Below are 17,771 nucleotides of genomic sequence, written 5' to 3' on the forward strand. Positions count from 1 at the left end.
GCTCTCCTTTTGGACAGTTCTAATGAACACTTGTAATTCCTAGTATAGCACAGAAATAAAAAAGGCCAATAGGGTATACCCTAGTGGCCGTTTAGTTTAAGGGGTTCTTATTCTTCTCCTCAATTGTCAAATCAAGTGCAACACTAAGAATCTATTCTTAGAAGTGGTCTAGTTGTTAAGCTATTTCAGGCATTAGATTGGCTGGGCAGCGATAGTTCAATGACCGCCGTAGCCGGTAAGGTATCTTGAGCCAGCTGAGTGTCAATGAGTGAGGCTGAAGCCAAGGATCTGCCCTTCGGGAAGAATTCGCGCAAAGGGCCATTAGTGTTCTCTTGGATTCCACGTTTTCATGGTGAATAAGGACGGGCAAAGTAGATTTCAATTCCATCGACTTGACACAAACTTTAGAACTCAGCACCGTTATCAGAAGTAATGATTTTAAAGTATTCAGTTCCATAGTCATATAAGTTTTTCTGGAAGGCTTTCAAGCAAGTGTCGGCATGATAATTGGGAAGTTTAACGATGATTTCTAAACGACTAACACGTTCAGTCAAAGTCATTAATGCCGGCTCTGATTCAACTCGTTTACCTTTGACCAAGTCACCTTCCCAGTGTCCAAGCTCTTGACGCGCTTGAACCACAGTGGGACGCTCTTCAATTAAATGGCCCAAATTCTTCTTATTGATTCGGTGATGTTTTGTTCCGGGACGTTTGACTCGGCGACGGAGTTTAGCTGGTAGGTCTGAATTACGGATAGCTAAACGCTGGTCATCAATGTATCGATACGCCGTCGGCGTTGAGGGACAGACAACTCCTGGGTAATTAGTCTTGAATTGGTGAACAAAAGTATCCACACTATGCATTCTGGGGCGAGCTTTTAAAGCTGTAACCAAAGCATTACAGAAGGTTTGACAGTGATCAAAGAGTCCACGATAACAGCTGTTTAGCCGGTGCTTACGATAAACTGCTTCGCCAGTTTCCGCCAGATATGACTGTTCGAAGATATGAGTATTAGCGTTAATCTGTGTTGTTGTCCCCCGTCTTAATTCACGCGAAATCGTACTGGGATTACGATGAAGAGCCTTGGCAATCCGGCGGATGGACCAATCTAAGCCCCTTAGGGTTTCAATTCGACCACGTTCAGCTAAATTGAGTTGGTGATACTGATTAGATATGATATTCTTAATTCGGGTCATGAAGATACCTCTTTCTTGTTTGTGGTGAATTAAAAATAGGTCTTCATGGCCATTTTGACTAGTCTGAATAAAGAACTGGTCTAGTAGAGCAGGTGTTGTACTTCAATTTTAAATCGAGGAGAATTCTTTATTTAAAATTATTTTGATTTACACTTACAATTCAAATTAACCATTTTAAATAGTGATTAACATAAGTTTCTCTAGGGCTTTTTTCCGAAGATCTTCAGTTTCTTTAAAAGATTTCTTTTCTCTATCGTAAACAGCCTGACTTTCAAATTCATTCTTATAATCTTGATAACCCATATTATTATCCATTAACAAATAGGAAAGTGAGATTGTTGCAAATATCCAGTAAACGCAATCGGAATTTTCCGCAGTCTGTTTGTCTTTTTCTTGTAACGCAAGTTTAAGAACCTCTTTATTTAAATTATTGATCCTATACTTTAAATAAACTAATTCTTCGTTATCGTTTGAATCCAAAAGTTTGTAGATGAGACAATTTATTACATTTTCGCCATTATAATAATCGTGGTCTAATATAAATCCCCTAGTATATGACTTTATTGCATTATCCAGGTTGATTTTACTTTTAGTTATAGAAAACAATCGCTTTTCAATTCCACCATAAATTCCCGTAGTTTCACAGTCAAGAGAGTTAAATGGATTCAAGGTTTTGATTATTTTCTCAGCCTCCCTCAGCTTTTTTTCATGATCATGGCCTATAACTTTACTCAAAAGTAGAGCCTGTTGTTGTATATAATAGGGATTATTACGATTGTTTTGGGATAATTTTTCATAGGTAGCAGCTGCTTCTTGGTATTTATTTTCTTTTGTTAACTGATCTGCTTTATCCCTCAAACTTTTAATTGTTTCAGAATCATAGTGCTTAGAGCGTATTTCACTTATTTTATTGGCAGGAATAGTTGGTGCGCTTACACCTTTTACATATTCATAAAATGGACTATCACAGGTTTCTCTCCTATTGTCTAAATTATTAACAGTGTTTTTTACCAACTCATGTAATCTCTCTATTTTTGATCTTAATCTGCTGTCGTCATTTATATCTTCTAATGTGTATCTGAAAATTCGATTGTGATTAAAATCAAAAGGTAAAGTATCCTGTTCCAAACTAAGGATTATTGTTGAATAAGGTTTTAACGCATGACGTATACCTAGTTCATATATTGCATTAGGATTAAGAGTAGTTATGTCAGCGATAACAATGTCGGCACTTAACAGTAGTTCAAACATATCAGTATCAATAATTTCAGAACTTGATATTTCGTCTCCTCGAAGGTTATCTATATTATTAAAGCTGGATAAAGTTGGCTTAATTAATTTAGTGTATATCTTATCCAAATTTATTTTTTTGCTTAATGTATAATCGGTTTTTTCTCCGTATCCCATGATTGTAAAACAATGATATGTCATTTCGTTTTCCTCTACTTTTACTATTTAGGGTAAACTGTTATTCTTTTTACAATATCTTCATTACGTTTTTCCCATGCCGCATTTATAAAACTGTTAGGATCCAAAATAAAGTCGTTCCATTTAGCTAGTACACAATATCTTTGATCTTCGGACCATGCACATGATGTATGGTCCTTTTGAATGTAATAGTTGGCACTAAATTCTTTAATAGTAGTGTTATCATTAATGCAAATATAATTATGAATGTTCCCACATATTGAACAGGTGTATTGCCCTTTATATATTTGGCTATACATACTTGGAAGAACTATTCCCAATATTCCATTACGACCATAATTAAGAGAATGATAAAGTGATGCCTGAAGTTCTTTTTTTATATAGTATTGTTCTTTTTCACCCAATGTTTCTGCACTAAAATTACCAATCAAAAAAATAGTAACACTTGAATCTTTTAAATTATCATTTCTTATTTTTTGCATAACATAATCTGGATCATCAGAATTGATAGGTTCATTTAATGATTTGTCAATCATTTCAATGCTTTCATTTCTTTGTATTTTTTCTTTATATGCTTTATCTTCAACCTTGAATGATATGAAACATTTGTGCTTCACCATATAGCCACCTCCGGAACTTTATTTCTAAATAATTTATAATCTTACTTTTGAGCTTATTTTAGTAATTATCGAATCGGTTAAAGTTAGAAGTGCCACTAAATTATTGTACATTGGATTTTCTTTCGATGACGAACAAAGAACTGCTGTTATATTAAATTTGCAATCTGCCACTACTGTTTTATTGTTTAAAGTACTTAACAAACTGTGAGATGGAGGCTGGGAGAATGTTTGTATTGTGTGGATCAAATGCAAAATCAAGTAATTTATTTATACTATAATTTTTCTCTATCAAATTTCGGAAATCATCAAGATAGTATTGTACAATTTTTTTGCTTTTATCACTATCAATACTTCCCGCAGTTGTTACAAGCCATAATTCTTCATTCTTATTAGAGAGCAATGATGTATAATCATTAGATTTAAGAGAAGTAGTTCCATTTTTTACTTGAATATAAATTCTTCTGTTTTTATAGGTACCTTGTTTTTTTGAGGCATCAACTAATACAAATTCGTATCTCTGTGTACCAGTTTTGTTGGTTGAAGGTATCACCACATAATTAAATTGATCATATAACCATAAAGCAACTAAATCTTCAGCAGCTGCATAACCAATTAAATTAAATAGAGAACTTCTTGTATGAATCATTTTAGGAGGCAAAAGATCAGTCTTGTTTAGGAGTATTGCTGAATAATAACTTGTTGCAGTATATTGGGAATTTTCTAAGGGTGTCTCATGATTATCAACTTTTGTAATTGCTCTCCTATTGTGTGTATACGTCGATACAGAACCTGGAACAGCATCTTCTTTTCCGACTGGCATCCAATTAATATCAGTTAACATAGCTGAACAGTCAAAGTTTGAAGCTATTTCTCCAACATCAAAATGAAATAAATCTTTAGGTTTATCAGGTATCTCAGCGACATAATATATACCATTGCATCTGACCCAAATAAAATCCCCCTTTCTGACATTTTCAAACAACTGATGTACGCTTTGATAGCCCCATTTATAATTCCAATGGTGCCCTTTTATTTGTTTATTCCAAAATTCCTTATAGTCTTCAAAAGTGTTAATTTTCTCTCTCCCAGGAACATTTGGAAATGACCATCCACATGAGACACAATGGTTTTTAATAAAAAATTCATATGATTTTATATCATGATCACTCCCACCTTTTCCCTTTATTTTCCAAGCATGTATTGTCATCGTAATTGTCCTCTTGTATTCTAAAATTATTTTTAATAACAGTGCTAGGAACGCCAAAACGACCATTTGCAGACTAATGGTTAATGGATGCTCAAAATTCCCCAAAAGTTGCCGACAGTTCTCTAACCAACTAAGAATCGTTCGACTACCTAACGTTGTGAGGCATCTGTCCATGTTTTAACTCACTTTACTTCACAATGCTCACTTTAACGCCAGTCATACTAATCCTATATTAACAATAATATCACAAAATGTATTTTTGAATTTGTGTTATGAGGATCATAATAACCTTATTGAAACAGCTCTTTCGAATTTAATAGATAGTCCAATATTAGTTTCTTATATTTTTAGCTGTTTCTCTGTTTTAGCTTTATTGTATCCTGGCTATATTAAATTATGAAACCTATTTGCCAATCTGTTCGCGTATAATAAACTAGTGAGTAATTTAAAGGTGGGGGAAGGAATGTTTTTATGTTGGAACTGTCATTTGAAAAAGAAGTTGTTAAAACCTTAACGACTGGAAGCAATCAATGGGTGGAACGCAAAGGCCTGTATGGTGCGACGCCGGATCAATTATGGGCTAATTTTCGCGATAAATTAAATAACAATAACTATGCTAAATTGCAGGGACACCCTTTAACTGATACCGAATTTAATCAGGTTAAACGGGCGATTGAGGTCCGGACACCTTACGAAGCAGCTAAGTTACTAGCCGCCGAAAACGGCATTGGTAAAGTTGAAGTTGAACGTGATGATGCTAAGCTGGGCACGGTGACACTCGAGTTATTTTGGAAAGCGGACGTCGCTGGTGGTAAATCTAGTTATGAAGTGGTCCGACAAGCAGTACGACCACGGTTAGCTGGTACTCAAGATGTCAATCCTGATCGCCGGTTTGACGTAACCCTATTGATTAATGGGTTACCCTTAATTCAATTGGAACTAAAAAAAGCCACGGTCGAACTTAACCAGGCTTTTAATCAAATTGAAAAATACGCGCAGGAAGGTAAATATACGGGGATTTACTCGCTGTTGCAAATGTTTGTGATTATGACGCCGGATAGTACGGCGTATTTTGCGAATGCCGAACCGGATCATTTCAATAAAGCCTTTTTGTTCAATTGGCGAACGCGGGATAATCACCCCGTGGAAAACGGCTTAGCGTTTACGCGCCAAGTCCTTAATATTCCCATGGCCCACAAAATGGTCAGTGAATATACGGTCATCGACCAAGAACGTCAGAGCTTAATTCTCTTACGGCCTTATCAGATTTATGCGATTGAAGCCGTGATACACCGGATTCATGACCATCAAGATGGCTTTGTTTGGCATACCACGGGTTCTGGTAAAACACTCACCTCATATAAAACCGCTAAATTAGCGGCGCAAGATCCCGGTGTCGATAAGGTCATCTTCTTAGTTGACCGGCGGGATTTAGACGAACAGACAACTAGCAACTTTAGTGCCTATGCCGCCAATGATGATATTGCCATTAACGAAGCCCAAAACACCGGTGATTTAATGCGTAAATTGCAACAAAATGACGGTAAGGTCTTGGTCACCTCGATTCAAAAACTTCATCGGGCGGTCAAAAAAACGCAAGCCCAGCTGGCAACCGGTAAGCAATCCCGCTTTAGTAAAACTTTAAAGCAACGGGTGATCTTCTTTGTTGATGAAGCCCACCGGTCGCAATTTGGTAAGATGCAAAAGGAAATTCGAGCAGCGTTTATCAATAGTAACTGGTATGGTTACACTGGCACCCCCATTTTTAATGAAAATAAGAAACAGCTCAAAGGTGATCTAGCAGTTACGACGGAGGAGCTATTTGGTAAAGTCTGTCATGTTTATAACTTGCGAGACGCCTTAGAGGACCAAGCCGTGTTACCGTTTAACGTCGAACATGTAACAACAATTGGCAAAGATACGTTAATAACCCGGGCCCTCGAGAAAGAAAACCAGCGCGTCAAAGCACGTCGCGATAAGCAAGGCCGCCTGCTGAGTACAGCTGATGAAGCGAAAATTCAAGCCAAGATTCAAGCGATGTCAGTGAAGGACTTGGAAGAAACGTATTTAACTCCGGCTGACTTTGAGACTGATGAACATATCCAACAAGTTGTTCAATATATTTTACAAAAAGGCCCACGTAAAACCAGCTTGGGGCATGGCAACTACAATGCGATTTTAACCACCAGCTCCATTGAAATGGCGCAACGCTATTATCAAGCCTTTAAAGCCGCGAAAAAGACTACTCACAATCAGCTAGATCCTGATTGGCCCCGGATTGCGATTACTTATTCATTAAGTGAAAACGAAGATCAGAGTGCGCAAAAACATGACCAAATGGCCACCATTTTAAAAGATTATAATCGGCAGTATCACACTAATTTTGATTTAACTGATTTGAATCTCTACAACGAAGATGTCGCGAAACGGGCCGCCCGGCGTGAGGCGGTCTTTGCTCATTTACAAACGGATCAAGAAATAAATTTAGTGATTGTCGTCCGCCGTTTATTAACAGGCTTTGATGCCCCTCGGCTAAACACGCTCTTTGTTGACCGCACCTTAGCTTATCAAGAACTCATTCAAGCCTACTCACGCACCAACCGGCTCCAAAACCGGGAATTAAAACAAGAAGGCCAAATTGTGACCTTTCGGGTACCGGCAATCATGGAAGCGAATGAACGTGAAGCTTACAAGTTATATAGTGGCGAAGGCTCTTTTAATGTCATCATTCGTCCGACTTATCAGCAGGCCGTCTTAAAATTTCAAAAGGCTGTGGTGGATTTAAAAGCCATTGCTCAAACGCCGACGGCGGCCGATGACCTGAAAGGAACCACTGCCAAGGTACAGTTTGTGAAAGCCTTTCGCCAAGTGAATCAGCAATTGAATTCCTTATCGATGTACAACGATTTCACTTGGGAAAACAGTGAAAAGGCCTTTGGTATCGCTCAGCCCGAAGTAGAATCCTATACGGGTAAATATCTGCGGATTAAAGCGGCGGTTACTAACCAAGAGCCTGAGAAAGTCCCCGAAGAATTAGCTGCCTTAGACTTTTCCCTAGCCGTTGGTTCAGTCGTCTTGGTGGATTATGATTATTTGACGCAATTAATTCAAGATTGGATTGATGAACAGCAACAGTACACGACACCTGATCAAGCCCAAGCGCATATGACGGATTATCTGCAAAATAGTGCCAAAGTACAGGCTAGTTTGAATAAATTAGCGGAAACGCAACCGCAACAGGCCCAGTTAATTCGCGAAGCCATGCCTTATATTGAGCAACAAATGCAACAGTCGCAGCAACAGAGTGACCAAAATAAAGAGCCAGTAGCGTTGAATGCTCGGGAGTTGGTGGCTGATTATGCCCAGAGACAATTGGTCAAAAAAACGTCAGTATTCGCCCACACGTGGGGCTTAGATCAAACAGCCCTATTGCGGGTGGCGCGTGAACACACAGTGGGTACCGATGAATGGCATCATGAACAAGAATTAACGCAGTCAGCGAATTTAGCAGCGGCCTTACAAGCTCAAACTGCCGCTGGGCCGAAGATTCCAGCTATTTTACCACTATACCGGATTAAGTCCCAGGCCGCTTGGCGGCAGTTTATTGAACACGATTTAGCAATTTATCTACAAAAATAAGTGAGGTTAAACAATGTCAGAAAAAACAACTCAAGCTAGTCAACTTGAAAGCGCCCTATGGAATGCGGCCGATGTCTTACGCGGGAAAATGGACGCTTCTGAATATAAAAATTATTTATTGGGGTTAATTTTTTATCGGTTTCTATCTGAGAAAACCTTAACGACCTTTAGTGATTGGGCAGGCGAAACCGAAAATGTCACCCGGAAATATGCTCAGTATATGGATCCTCAGTTTGAATTGGAAGGCGTCTCGGTGCAGCCCAGTTTAGTGGAGTATTTGCAAAACACGCTCGGCTATTTAATTCAACCACAAGCGTTGTACACCACCCTGATTGGCAAGATTCAAGCCCATACTTTTGCGTTAGACGATTTATCTCAAGCACTTCATGATCTGGAACAGTCGACACAAAATCTATCTTCAGCGCAAGACTTTTCGGGTTTGTTTGCCGATGTGGATTTAAGTAGTAATAAATTAGGCAGTTCTTTACAACAACGGAATCAAACTATCAGTGATACCATGTTAGCTTTAAATGCGATTGATCTTATCCATCATCAAGGCGACGTCCTAGGTGACGCCTATGAATACTTAATCGCGCAATTTGCCAGTGATTCTGGTAAGAAGGCGGGTGAATTTTATACTCCACGGCAGGTGTCCGACATTATTGCTCAGATTGTGACTTATCAACGTAATGCAGGTGATAACCAAGTGCGGACTATCTATGATCCAGCAGTTGGTTCTGGTTCGCTGCTGTTGAATGTGGGACAACATGTGCAAGATCCCAGTTTTGTGAGTTATCATGGCCAAGAATTGAACACCACGACCTATAACCTGGCCCGAATGAATTTAATGTTACATGGGGTCTCGTATGACGATATGCACTTACGCAATGGCGACACGTTAAGTAAAGATTGGCCGGTTGACGAACCTTACTTATTTGATGCGGTCGTCATGAACCCGCCCTACTCGGCACACTGGGATAACAGTGATAAACGCTTGTCTGATCCCCGTTTCCGCGACTATGGCGTCTTACCACCTAAATCTAAAGCCGACTTTGCCTTTCTGCTACACGGCTTTTATCATTTGCAGGAACACGGGACTATGGGCATTGTCTTACCCCATGGCGTATTATTTCGGGGTGCTAAAGAAGGCAAGATTCGCCAAAAGCTCCTGTTAGATAACCGGATTGATGCCATTATTGGGCTACCCGCTAATATTTTTCATTCCACTGGTATTCCAACGTTAATCATGATTTTAAAGAAACACAAAACCACTGACGACGTCTTGTTTATTGATGCGTCCCGGGAATTTGAAAAGGACAAGAATCAAAATAAGCTAACGGCAGCGAATATTCAAAAAATTGTGACCACTTATCAAAACCGGCAAGATGTTGATAAATATGCTCATGTGGCCTCACCGGCGGAAATCAAGGAAAATGATTATAATTTAAACATTCCGCGCTACGTTGATACGTTTGAACCGGAACCCGAGATTGATTTGGACCAAGTTAAAGCTGATCTAAAGCAACTGGACGAGGCAATCAGTCATCATGAACAAGCTTTTAATGAATTGGCTAGCCAGTTAGTGGTCACCCAGGTAAATGACCAGTCAAAACCGGAGGCCCACAATGAAGGATAACCAAACTAAATATCCGCAATTAAGATTTAAAGGTTTCACTGATCCTTGGGAACAGCGTAAGCTGGGGGAGCTTAACGACGTCCGAGATGGAACACATGATTCACCAAAGTATGTCGTGAATGGACACCCTTTTGTTACATCTAAGAACTTGTCAGACCAGGGATTGGATTTATCTGACGTTTCGTACATCTCAGATGAAGATTTTGCCGCGTTCAATAAACGTTCAAAGGTAGATGTCGGTGATATTCTTTTTGGAATGATTGGCACTATTGGGCATCCTGTTTTGGTTGAATCCGACTCCTTTGCGATTAAGAACGTTGCCTTGATTAAGGGTGGGGGCAAAATATCAAATTGTTATTTGCTCCAGCTATTAAAATCGCCGGTGTTCGATAGATATGTTAAGCGCGAAAATGCGGGTGGAACACAAAAATTCTTAGGTCTTAATTTAGTTCGGGATTTTGTGTTACGCGTTCCCAATGATGATGAGCAGCGTAAAATTGGTACTTTCTTCGCCTACCTTGACAACCTCATCGCAGTCAACCAGCGTAAGTTAACTAAGCTTAAGGAACTTAAACAGGGCTATTTGCAAAAAATGTTCCCCAAAAATGGTAGCAAGTTCCCGCAATTAAGATTTGCAGGGTTTGCTGACGCTTGGGAACAACGTAAGTTGGGTGAAGTTGCAACATTTCTAAACGGACGAGCATATAAGCAAGATGAATTACTGGATTCAGGTAAATATAAAGTGCTTCGCGTCGGCAATTTTTATACCAATGATTCTTGGTACTACTCTAATATGGAGCTTGGTGATAAATATTATGTTGATAAAGGTGATCTAGTTTATACTTGGTCAGCGACATTTGGCCCACATATTTGGAGCGGCGAAAAAGTTATTTACCATTATCACATCTGGAAAGTCGAGCTTTCTAAATTTCTTGATAGGAATTTTACATTGCAACTTTTAGAAGCGGATAAAGCAAGATTGTTATCCAGTACAAATGGTTCAACAATGATTCATGTAACCAAGGGAGATATGGAAAGTAAAATTGTTTCTATTCCTAATATTGATGAGCAAAAACAAATTGGTTCATTCTTCAAACAACTCGACAACACTATCACCCTTCATCAGCGTAAGCTTGAAAAACTCCAGGAACTAAAGAAAGGGTATCTACAAAAGATGTTTTGTTGATTCTTAATTTGATCAAATTTAGGATCCTATGAAACCCCATGACTTAATTTTTATTGTGCTTGGTCAACACTTAATTCACCTGTATAATGGATTACGCAGGAAGTTTTAAGGGCGGTGGCTGTCTTTTCCCTTGCGAGGTGAGGCCCATGGGAACATGGAATAATCTTCAGGAAGGTTTCACAGTCAATGAGCGTCTTCCAGACACTCTCGTTGATGTTGCTGTTTGCAATGTTTATTTTAGCGTTGCTAACATACATCGACAAAAGGAACAAATAAAAAAGCCGCCCTGCGTAACTTTGGCTAGGTTACAGGGTGACTCAACTATCATTTTTTAACTAATGCCACCGCCTTTGAAGCGGCTTGCATGGGAAGTCTTGTTAGCGCAGGGCTTCCCTTTCTTATTACATTATAGCATGTCCCTTAAAAACTGGCTAACGTTTTAGGCTTTGATCGGGTTCAGAATCTGGTTGTTTAATTTCTGGATTTTCTTCAGCAAATGCTTGTAGCTGTTTTTGTGTTCGATTACTGATTTCATGGTGTATATCATTTAGTTTATTTTTTAGTTCTGATTTTTGTTGTGGGTTCCTTGCTTGCTGAACTTGTTGCTGCAAGCTTTGGTAGGACTTATTAAGATCATGGGCTGATAACTTTTTTAGATCATGCTCAGGCTCTTTTTGGGCTTCTTGTAAGCCTAATTGTTTGGTTAACCCGTCGCTAAGCTCAATCACTTTGTTGCTCACTTGCTGGATCTCACTTAAAGCACTATGGATCACAGCTTTATCTTTGGCCCAGGTAGCTACATAACCGAGGGAGTAATTGCCCGTATCAACCCCAATATTTTGCATGGCAACATATGCAACCGCTTCGGCCTGGGTTTCCTGATAGGCTCGTGGCCGATCTTTAAAGGCTGATTTTAACCCATGTAACTGACTATGCGCATATTCGTGATATAACGTCTTTAGTTTCAAAGCATTGTCGGGCTCATCGCCACCAATTACGATTTTATTAGTGCTGGGTTGAAAGTACCCTTTAGCTCCGTTTAAATTCGCTAAGGGCACTTCACTGACTTTAAGGTCGGTTTGCTGGTTTAAATAATCTTTGAACGCGTTATATAAGCTTGTCACATTTTGATGATCGGCCAAATTTTCTTTGACAAAGTCTTTAGCACTTAACACTGGTTCACCGCTAGTTTGTGCCACATCAAAGACGGGTAGATAGCGATAACCAACTATGGCTTTTTCTTCGGTCGTATCAAGCCTTTTCTGATCCTCTGGAGTTAGTTTTTTAATAATAGGGGCCGCAATCCTGATCCCTTTTTCTCCTTTATTTACTGATCGTTTAAAATCATTCTGCCATTTTTTAAAGCCTGCAACTTGGCTGGCACTTGGATCTTGAGAATAGATAAGGTCAATATTACGTTGGCTATACCGGTGAAACTTTGCTAAAGTATCTAAATATTCTTTGAATTTATCACTATCTGTTAAGTCTAAAATTTTTTGTTCAGCATCATCTATAAGCTTTTTCCGCCATGCTTCTGCTTCGGCCTTAGTTGGTTTCATTGTTAAGCCTCCTCTTCCGGAAAATCAATTTCCAACGACTGGTTATTGATTACTTTTAGCTCTTCTTGACCATATAAAGCTATATAATTGCTAGCTACTTTTTGCCAGGCAACTTGTCGATAACGTCCGTCACCGCTAACTTCTTCAATGTATTTAAAATTTTCTTTGCTATCCAAAATAGGTAACTCACTTGCTAAAACTTCTAATTCATTGTTCATTTTATGATCTCCTTTGATTTGCTAATCTCACCCGCTGTTTAGGTTTACTTTGGGAGCTGTAAAAGTGAACCTAAACAGCGGGTTCACCAACCGAAACAACGTGAAGGGCGGTAGGCGTAATTAATTAAAATCAAAACTAATTTTTCCATTTGTTAACTTCAATTTTGCGTCAAACTTCTTACCAGTTTTTTTTCTTTTAAAGCCTTTTAATTTAGCGGTTGAACCTTTGGTAATCAATGCTTTAATTGCTGTTTTTCCAATTGCCTTTTCACTCCACTTTTTCGGTAAAGTAAATTTACAAGGCTTTTCGCCCTTATAATTAGTGCAACCATAAAAGCTTCCTTTATCAACAATTTTACCTTGCTTGCAAAGTGGGCAAGTTCCTAATTGGGCTTGTTCTATTACTTTGTTACATATGTAATCGCCCACACCTTCATGTCGGCTTTTAATCTGATGTCGTCACTGTTTTTCTTTGGATTTTTCCTCATTTTTTACATATAAGGTTCGTATTATGGTATCACTAAACAAAGTTGCGAGAATCTTTTCCGGATTCAATGGCCTATAATTTGTTAGTTGGTAATTACTCCATTTTTAAACACAATATTGTTCACCTGTTTTATTAGACTAACATTCACTCATTACCAGCTATTGTGTCCCACCGTGTGCAAAAGCAACAATTCTGGTTAAAAGTTTTTTTTGCTTTGATTTCTTTGATAAACTTATCATCCGTTATTTACTCAATATGTGTTATAATTTGAGTAAATAACGGATTTTATATTGAGGTGAAATAAATGAATCAACAAGATGAAATCATTGAATACTTGAATAAGAATGGTGGCCAAATTACATCTAAAGCAGCTAATTCAATAGGTATCTCGCCTAGAGTCCTTCGCAACATGTATTCCCATGGCCAACTAGAAAAATTAGCACCAGGTGTTTATATTGATCCACTTGAATTTGGTGACGATATTGCTGCGCTGCAGTATAGTCTTTCAAAGGGTATTTTCTTCAAAGACACAGCATTATTTCTTTATGGAATGATTGACCGGACACCTAGCACTTACGAAATGAACTTTCCATTGCCATACGCGTATAGTACTAAAACAGATGCGCCATTAAAGATTTATCGACAAAAAAAGGAGCTTTATGAAATTGGCATAACGTCAATTAAAACTCCTGGTGGACATTTGGTTAAAGCTTATGATATTGAACGCACCTTGTGTGACATTCTACGTACTCGAGACAGATCCGATGCTGAGACAATTAAACAAGCAATGAATAGTTATGCTCATCAGAAAAAAAAGAATCTCCATCAGTTAATGGCGTACGCAAAAATATTTAAAGTTGAAAAAGAAATTAGAACATATATGGAGGTTCTACTGTGAAACTTGAATTTACTAATCAGAAACAGTTTTTGGCTAAAATCAGAAAGATGGCTAAGGAAAGAAACATTACACCACAGATCATGCTTCAAGAGATTGTTTTGGATGACCTAATTGATCGAATATCTAATTCGCGTTACAAAAATAATCTTGTACTAAAAGGTGGTTTCTTAATTGCGTCACTAATTGGTACCGATACTCGTGCAACACGTGATATTGACACCTCAATTGTTGGTTTACCGGTTACGGAAAATAAAATGAAAAGTGTGTTTCAAGAAATTTGTGATATTGAATTACCGGGAGATATCATCACACTATCAATTGTTAAAATCAGTGAAATTAGGGAAGATGACGAGTACTCCGGTTACCGTATTCATATTTGTGCAAAAGTTTATACCACTCAAGTTGACGTTAAGATTGATATTTCAACTGGTGATGTAATCACCGAACGTTCCATTCAATATAAACACAACATGCTACTTGAAGATCGAACTATTCAAATCATGGCATACACAGTTGAAACTATCATTGCTGAAAAACTAGAAACAATTGTTAGTCGAGCTGATGCTAATACACGATTGAAAGATTTTTACGATTTATATTTACTTGATCATCAGAATAAAGCTGAAATAAGATTTGATATATTAAATAGAGCAATACAAGCAACTTCTGCAAAACGGGAAACAACTAATCAATTAGGTACCTATATTTCAGTCTTAACAACTCTTAAAGTAAGCCCAAATCTTCAAAAATTATGGATCGCCTATCAAAGATCTAATGAATACACACACGGGATTGCTTTTGAATCTACATGCAATGCAGCAATCGACCTTATTAAAAAATCCGGACTTGAATAATGACCATATCTTGTTACATATGCAATCCCCCACCTTCATGTCGGTTTCTAATCTGATGTTGTCGCTGTTTCTTCGTCATTTCCCATTCTGTTTCTTTTAGTCCCTTTTGTTGCTTTCTCTTATCTATTTCTTCATTTTTTGCGTATAAAAACTGTATTATTACATCACTAAATGTAATTGCTAAAAACTGTTCTGGTTTCAATGGTTTATAGTTAGTTGGCTGATAACTATTTAACTGTTGACCACGATATTGATCCTCTTTTTCCCTTTGTTCGTTTATTCTTTGCTGAGCTTGGGCTATTCTCCCCTTTTCAACCGTTTTATCAGTTTGACACTCGCCAATAAACAACTGCCGGGTTCCGTCATGCCGTAAAACCAACTGTAAATGCCTATTTTCCAGCTGATCTACTGCCATTTCACCTGATAAGCAAGCTAACCCTTGTTGATGTTCTGTTGAGTTAAACATTACCGGCGGCTCTGTTTGCCAGTGTTTTAAGTCTTGCTGGTTAAAAGGTTTAACTCCCGGGCTGTAATACATAACAGCTGTGTAAGCTTGTTCTTGTTTGGTGATTGAAATCTGATCTAATTCACCATGTGGGAAAGCTCGCTGTAAAATTGCTTGATATTGGGTCTTAACAACTTGTTTAATTTGAGTAATTGTTCGAATTTCTTTTATTTTTCTAGCAATTAATTGTTTCTGTTTTGGTGTGTATTCTTCCAAAATACCTCGTTTTGCATGACTTAAGTCTTCCAAAGAATTGCCTTGGATTTTAAGAACTTGCTCTAGTACGTTTTTTTCGTTTTCTTCACTATTTAATAAGAACTTCCAACTAACATAAGGCCGTTTAGTAAATAGTAAAATCTGTTGGGTAAGCAAGTCCTCCCGGATTGCTGCCAATCTTTCTACTAATTCTGCGCCCTTAAAAACTGTTTCTTCACTATTAGTTTCTTTAATTAATTCACGCCGTTCAGCCATTGTTGTTGCTTCAAAGTCAATTTCCGGATAAAGCTTTTTAACCGTTCGATCTGTGACAGTATTCAAAAGCTGATCAGCCTTCTCTAATGAGTTTTCTTCTTGGCCAACCATTAACAATTGTTTAGTTATATCTTCTCCAACCGCATGTTTGATTAACAGACTGTTTTTCCAATTAAAAAGCATTCTGCGTTTATCATCTATTGTTTCCAAATTAACAAAGGTTTTTAGCTCATGACTAAGTTCTTTTACTAGTTTCTTTTCGTTGAATGAAAAATGCTTGCTAAGCATATCCAAATGCCTTTTCCGTCCTAGTTTTTCTTTAACATTATTGTACTGTGCATTTAGTTTTTTGTTCTCTTTTACTTGTTGATTAAAGCTTGCTCGTTCATGACGCTTGCTATTAATTCCTATGTGTTTTGTTGGTACTTCATTAATGCCTTGTTCCAAGTAAGATTTTTCACTAATTCGATCTGGTAGTTTTTTGGCTTCTAAAACCATATTCACACTAACAGCCCAGCTATGCCGCCATTGATTAATTTTCTCTTTTTTATCCCAATCAACTAGCCAAATTTTTCTATTTCTAACATTACCTGCTTCGGTTTTTGTTTTATTACCATGACTGTCTAAAATATATTCCGTTTTTGACTTTTGTCCCCAACTACCATCTGAGTTAAAAGGTCGATTAGTTAGCATCACATGGGCGTGCGGATTATCTTGATTATCTCTATGAATAGCCACATCTGCAACCATACCTTGATCAACAAAGTTTTCTTGCACGTATTTAGTCAATAATTTTTTCTGTTCATCTTCACTTAACTCAATTGGTAAAGCCACGTTAAACTCTTTAGCGTATCTTGAATTAGATTTACGGTCTTTTTTTTCTACTTCATTCCACAGCTTTGCTCGATCATTAGCCCATTCGGGTGCATTCTTAGGGGTTAAAATAAAGCTTTCTGGCATGACTGATCTAGCATAAAAATAGCTTCTATTTTCTTTTTCATCAAATAATTTATCGCCACTACGATAAGCAGCACTTGCAACTGCACTTCTCATTTTACCTGCACTAATATTTTGAAAGCTCATATGAAAAATTGCCATATCAGTCACCACCTTTCTTTGCTTTATGTTTTTGAATTTGTTGTCGCTATAGGCGACTTCTGACACAAGTTTTTAGGTTCTAGCACAACGTCATTTCTGATGACGTGTAAGTGCGCATTGACCTCGTTTCACTCGGCCTGCTGATTCCCATAAATTTACTTATAGTGTATGCCTTCCGCTTCGCTATTTCAACTTTTATACTTTGACTTAACGTTTCCCTTATGATATAGTGTCGGTGATTATTTTTAATACGATTGGAGGGATCTTTATGTCTCAAAGTAACTTAGAAAAACAAGAAGCTAAATTAAAACAACTTAATCAAAAGATTAAAGCTGAAAAAAATAAGATTGAACAAAACCTCGGTAAGCAAATCATTAGATCAGCCAATTTGGATTATGGGACACTTACCACTCCACAGATTAAAATGATTGCTAAAAAAGTTGCCGTCTTTTTAAATCAAGCTCAAAATAACCGATAATAGTTAGGTGGTAATGACTATGCCTAATCAATATGAAAAATTAGTTGAGCAGCAAGCGCGTTTAAAACAAAAAATTGAGCGGGAAGATTTTAAATTACGGCAATCTAAATACTATGAAAATCGGCAAGCCCGCAAAGCCCGTTCTCGCCGATTAATTCAAAAAGGGGCTTTATTAGAAAGGTACTTTCAAGCTAATAACCTCTCGGTCGAACAAACCGAAGAACTTTTAAAAATATTTGCTGACTATGTTAACGCCCATAAACCGGATAAATTAAAAAACGATCAACCTAA

General features: G+C 37.8%; 13 protein-coding genes and 3 pseudogenes. 8 read left to right on the forward strand and 8 right to left on the reverse strand.

Going from position 1 to position 17,771, the window contains the following annotated elements:
- Nucleotides 1–175: 175 nt before the first annotated feature.
- From IV36_RS08445 to IV36_RS12600, 4 genes and pseudogenes are all read right to left on the reverse strand, one after another.
- Nucleotides 176–1,196 (reverse strand): annotated as a pseudogene (locus IV36_RS08445) (IS30 family transposase).
- Nucleotides 1,197–1,370: 174 nt separating this feature from the next.
- Nucleotides 1,371–2,627: a tetratricopeptide repeat-containing protein gene (locus tag IV36_RS08450; RefSeq protein WP_056991691.1), complete on the reverse strand. Its 1,257-nt coding sequence runs from the start codon at nt 2,625–2,627 to the stop codon at nt 1,371–1,373.
- 20 nt (nt 2,628–2,647) lie between these two features.
- Nucleotides 2,648–3,244 (reverse strand): TIR domain-containing protein, encoded by a 597-nt coding sequence (locus tag IV36_RS08455; RefSeq protein WP_187328440.1) that lies wholly within the window; start codon nt 3,242–3,244, stop codon nt 2,648–2,650.
- A 1,237-nt stretch (nt 3,245–4,481) separates the two neighbouring features.
- A pseudogene (locus IV36_RS12600) lies at nt 4,482–4,583 on the reverse strand (IS5/IS1182 family transposase); the annotation flags it as partial.
- Nucleotides 4,584–4,922: 339 nt separating this feature from the next.
- On the opposite strand from IV36_RS12600, the gene IV36_RS08465 reads away from it, so the two are divergent.
- From IV36_RS08465 to IV36_RS12550, 4 genes are all read left to right on the forward strand, one after another.
- The gene (locus tag IV36_RS08465) at nt 4,923–8,090 is read left to right on the forward strand and encodes a type I restriction endonuclease subunit R (RefSeq protein ID WP_056991693.1); all 3,168 of its coding nucleotides are present in this window, start codon (nt 4,923–4,925) and stop codon (nt 8,088–8,090) included.
- Nucleotides 8,091–8,103: 13 nt separating this feature from the next.
- Nucleotides 8,104–9,726 carry a type I restriction-modification system subunit M gene (locus IV36_RS08470; protein ID WP_056991694.1) on the forward strand — a complete coding sequence of 541 codons (1,623 nt, stop codon included), beginning with the start codon at nt 8,104–8,106 and terminating at the stop codon, nt 9,724–9,726.
- A complete protein-coding gene (locus IV36_RS08475; protein ID WP_056991695.1) occupies nt 9,716–10,912 on the forward strand; it encodes a restriction endonuclease subunit S in 1,197 nt (398 codons plus the stop codon). The genes IV36_RS08470 and IV36_RS08475 overlap by 11 nt, the downstream gene beginning before the upstream one ends.
- A 213-nt stretch (nt 10,913–11,125) precedes the next feature.
- Nucleotides 11,126–11,188 carry a putative holin-like toxin gene (locus IV36_RS12550; protein WP_230083882.1) on the forward strand — a complete coding sequence of 21 codons (63 nt, stop codon included), beginning with the start codon at nt 11,126–11,128 and terminating at the stop codon, nt 11,186–11,188.
- Between the two features lie 155 nt (nt 11,189–11,343).
- Here IV36_RS12550 and IV36_RS08485 read toward each other — a convergent pair whose 3' ends face one another.
- The 3 genes and pseudogenes from IV36_RS08485 to IV36_RS08495 form a co-directional block, all read right to left on the reverse strand.
- Complete coding sequence (locus IV36_RS08485) at nt 11,344–12,471, reverse strand: ArdC-like ssDNA-binding domain-containing protein (RefSeq protein ID WP_056991696.1); 1,128 nt, start codon at nt 12,469–12,471, stop codon at nt 11,344–11,346.
- A gap of 2 nt (nt 12,472–12,473) precedes the next feature.
- Nucleotides 12,474–12,689 carry a hypothetical protein gene (locus IV36_RS08490; RefSeq protein ID WP_056991697.1) on the reverse strand — a complete coding sequence of 72 codons (216 nt, stop codon included), beginning with the start codon at nt 12,687–12,689 and terminating at the stop codon, nt 12,474–12,476.
- A 120-nt stretch (nt 12,690–12,809) separates the two neighbouring features.
- A pseudogene (locus tag IV36_RS08495) lies at nt 12,810–13,124 on the reverse strand (topoisomerase C-terminal repeat-containing protein); the annotation flags it as partial.
- Between the two features lie 356 nt (nt 13,125–13,480).
- On the opposite strand from IV36_RS08495, the gene IV36_RS08500 reads away from it, so the two are divergent.
- Both IV36_RS08500 and IV36_RS08505 read left to right on the forward strand, forming a co-directional pair.
- Entirely contained in the window at nt 13,481–14,074 is a 594-nt protein-coding gene (locus IV36_RS08500) for a type IV toxin-antitoxin system AbiEi family antitoxin domain-containing protein (RefSeq protein WP_056991699.1), read from the forward strand.
- Nucleotides 14,071–14,928 (forward strand): nucleotidyl transferase AbiEii/AbiGii toxin family protein, encoded by an 858-nt coding sequence (locus IV36_RS08505; protein WP_056991700.1) that lies wholly within the window; start codon nt 14,071–14,073, stop codon nt 14,926–14,928. Before IV36_RS08500 ends, IV36_RS08505 begins: the two co-directional genes overlap by 4 nt.
- Nucleotides 14,929–14,941: 13 nt before the next feature.
- On the opposite strand, the gene mobQ is transcribed toward IV36_RS08505, so the two are convergent.
- Nucleotides 14,942–17,002, reverse strand: a complete 2,061-nt coding sequence (mobQ, locus tag IV36_RS08510) for a MobQ family relaxase (protein ID WP_056991701.1) — start codon at nt 17,000–17,002, stop codon at nt 14,942–14,944.
- Between the two features lie 268 nt (nt 17,003–17,270).
- Here mobQ and IV36_RS08515 point away from each other — a divergent pair, with 268 nt between their 5' ends.
- Together IV36_RS08515 and IV36_RS08520 are read left to right on the forward strand one after the other, a co-directional pair.
- On the forward strand, nt 17,271–17,480 hold the full coding sequence (locus IV36_RS08515) for a hypothetical protein (RefSeq protein WP_056991702.1): 210 nt from the start codon (nt 17,271–17,273) through the stop codon (nt 17,478–17,480).
- Between the two features lie 19 nt (nt 17,481–17,499).
- A partial coding sequence (locus IV36_RS08520) for a hypothetical protein (RefSeq protein WP_056991703.1) occupies nt 17,500–17,771 on the forward strand: 272 nt, incomplete at its 3' end.

The organism is Liquorilactobacillus mali (assembly GCF_001437155.1).
Classification (GTDB): domain Bacteria; phylum Bacillota; class Bacilli; order Lactobacillales; family Lactobacillaceae; genus Liquorilactobacillus; species Liquorilactobacillus mali_A.

What these genes read in the sequence shown, in the direction of transcription:
- mobQ (WP_056991701.1), bottom strand. Translation starts at nt 17,002, where the DNA reads ATGGCAATTTTTCATATGAGCTTTCAAAATATTAGTGCAGGTAAAATG.
- IV36_RS08475 (WP_056991695.1), top strand. Translation starts at nt 9,716, where the DNA reads ATGAAGGATAACCAAACTAAATATCCGCAATTAAGATTTAAAGGTTTC.
- IV36_RS08470 (WP_056991694.1), top strand. Translation starts at nt 8,104, where the DNA reads ATGTCAGAAAAAACAACTCAAGCTAGTCAACTTGAAAGCGCCCTATGG.
- IV36_RS08450 (WP_056991691.1), bottom strand. Translation starts at nt 2,627, where the DNA reads ATGACATATCATTGTTTTACAATCATGGGATACGGAGAAAAAACCGAT.
- IV36_RS08515 (WP_056991702.1), top strand. Translation starts at nt 17,271, where the DNA reads ATGTCTCAAAGTAACTTAGAAAAACAAGAAGCTAAATTAAAACAACTT.
- IV36_RS08455 (WP_187328440.1), bottom strand. Translation starts at nt 3,244, where the DNA reads ATGGTGAAGCACAAATGTTTCATATCATTCAAGGTTGAAGATAAAGCA.
- IV36_RS08485 (WP_056991696.1), bottom strand. Translation starts at nt 12,471, where the DNA reads ATGAAACCAACTAAGGCCGAAGCAGAAGCATGGCGGAAAAAGCTTATA.
- IV36_RS08490 (WP_056991697.1), bottom strand. Translation starts at nt 12,689, where the DNA reads ATGAACAATGAATTAGAAGTTTTAGCAAGTGAGTTACCTATTTTGGAT.
- IV36_RS08500 (WP_056991699.1), top strand. Translation starts at nt 13,481, where the DNA reads ATGAATCAACAAGATGAAATCATTGAATACTTGAATAAGAATGGTGGC.
- IV36_RS08465 (WP_056991693.1), top strand. Translation starts at nt 4,923, where the DNA reads ATGTTGGAACTGTCATTTGAAAAAGAAGTTGTTAAAACCTTAACGACT.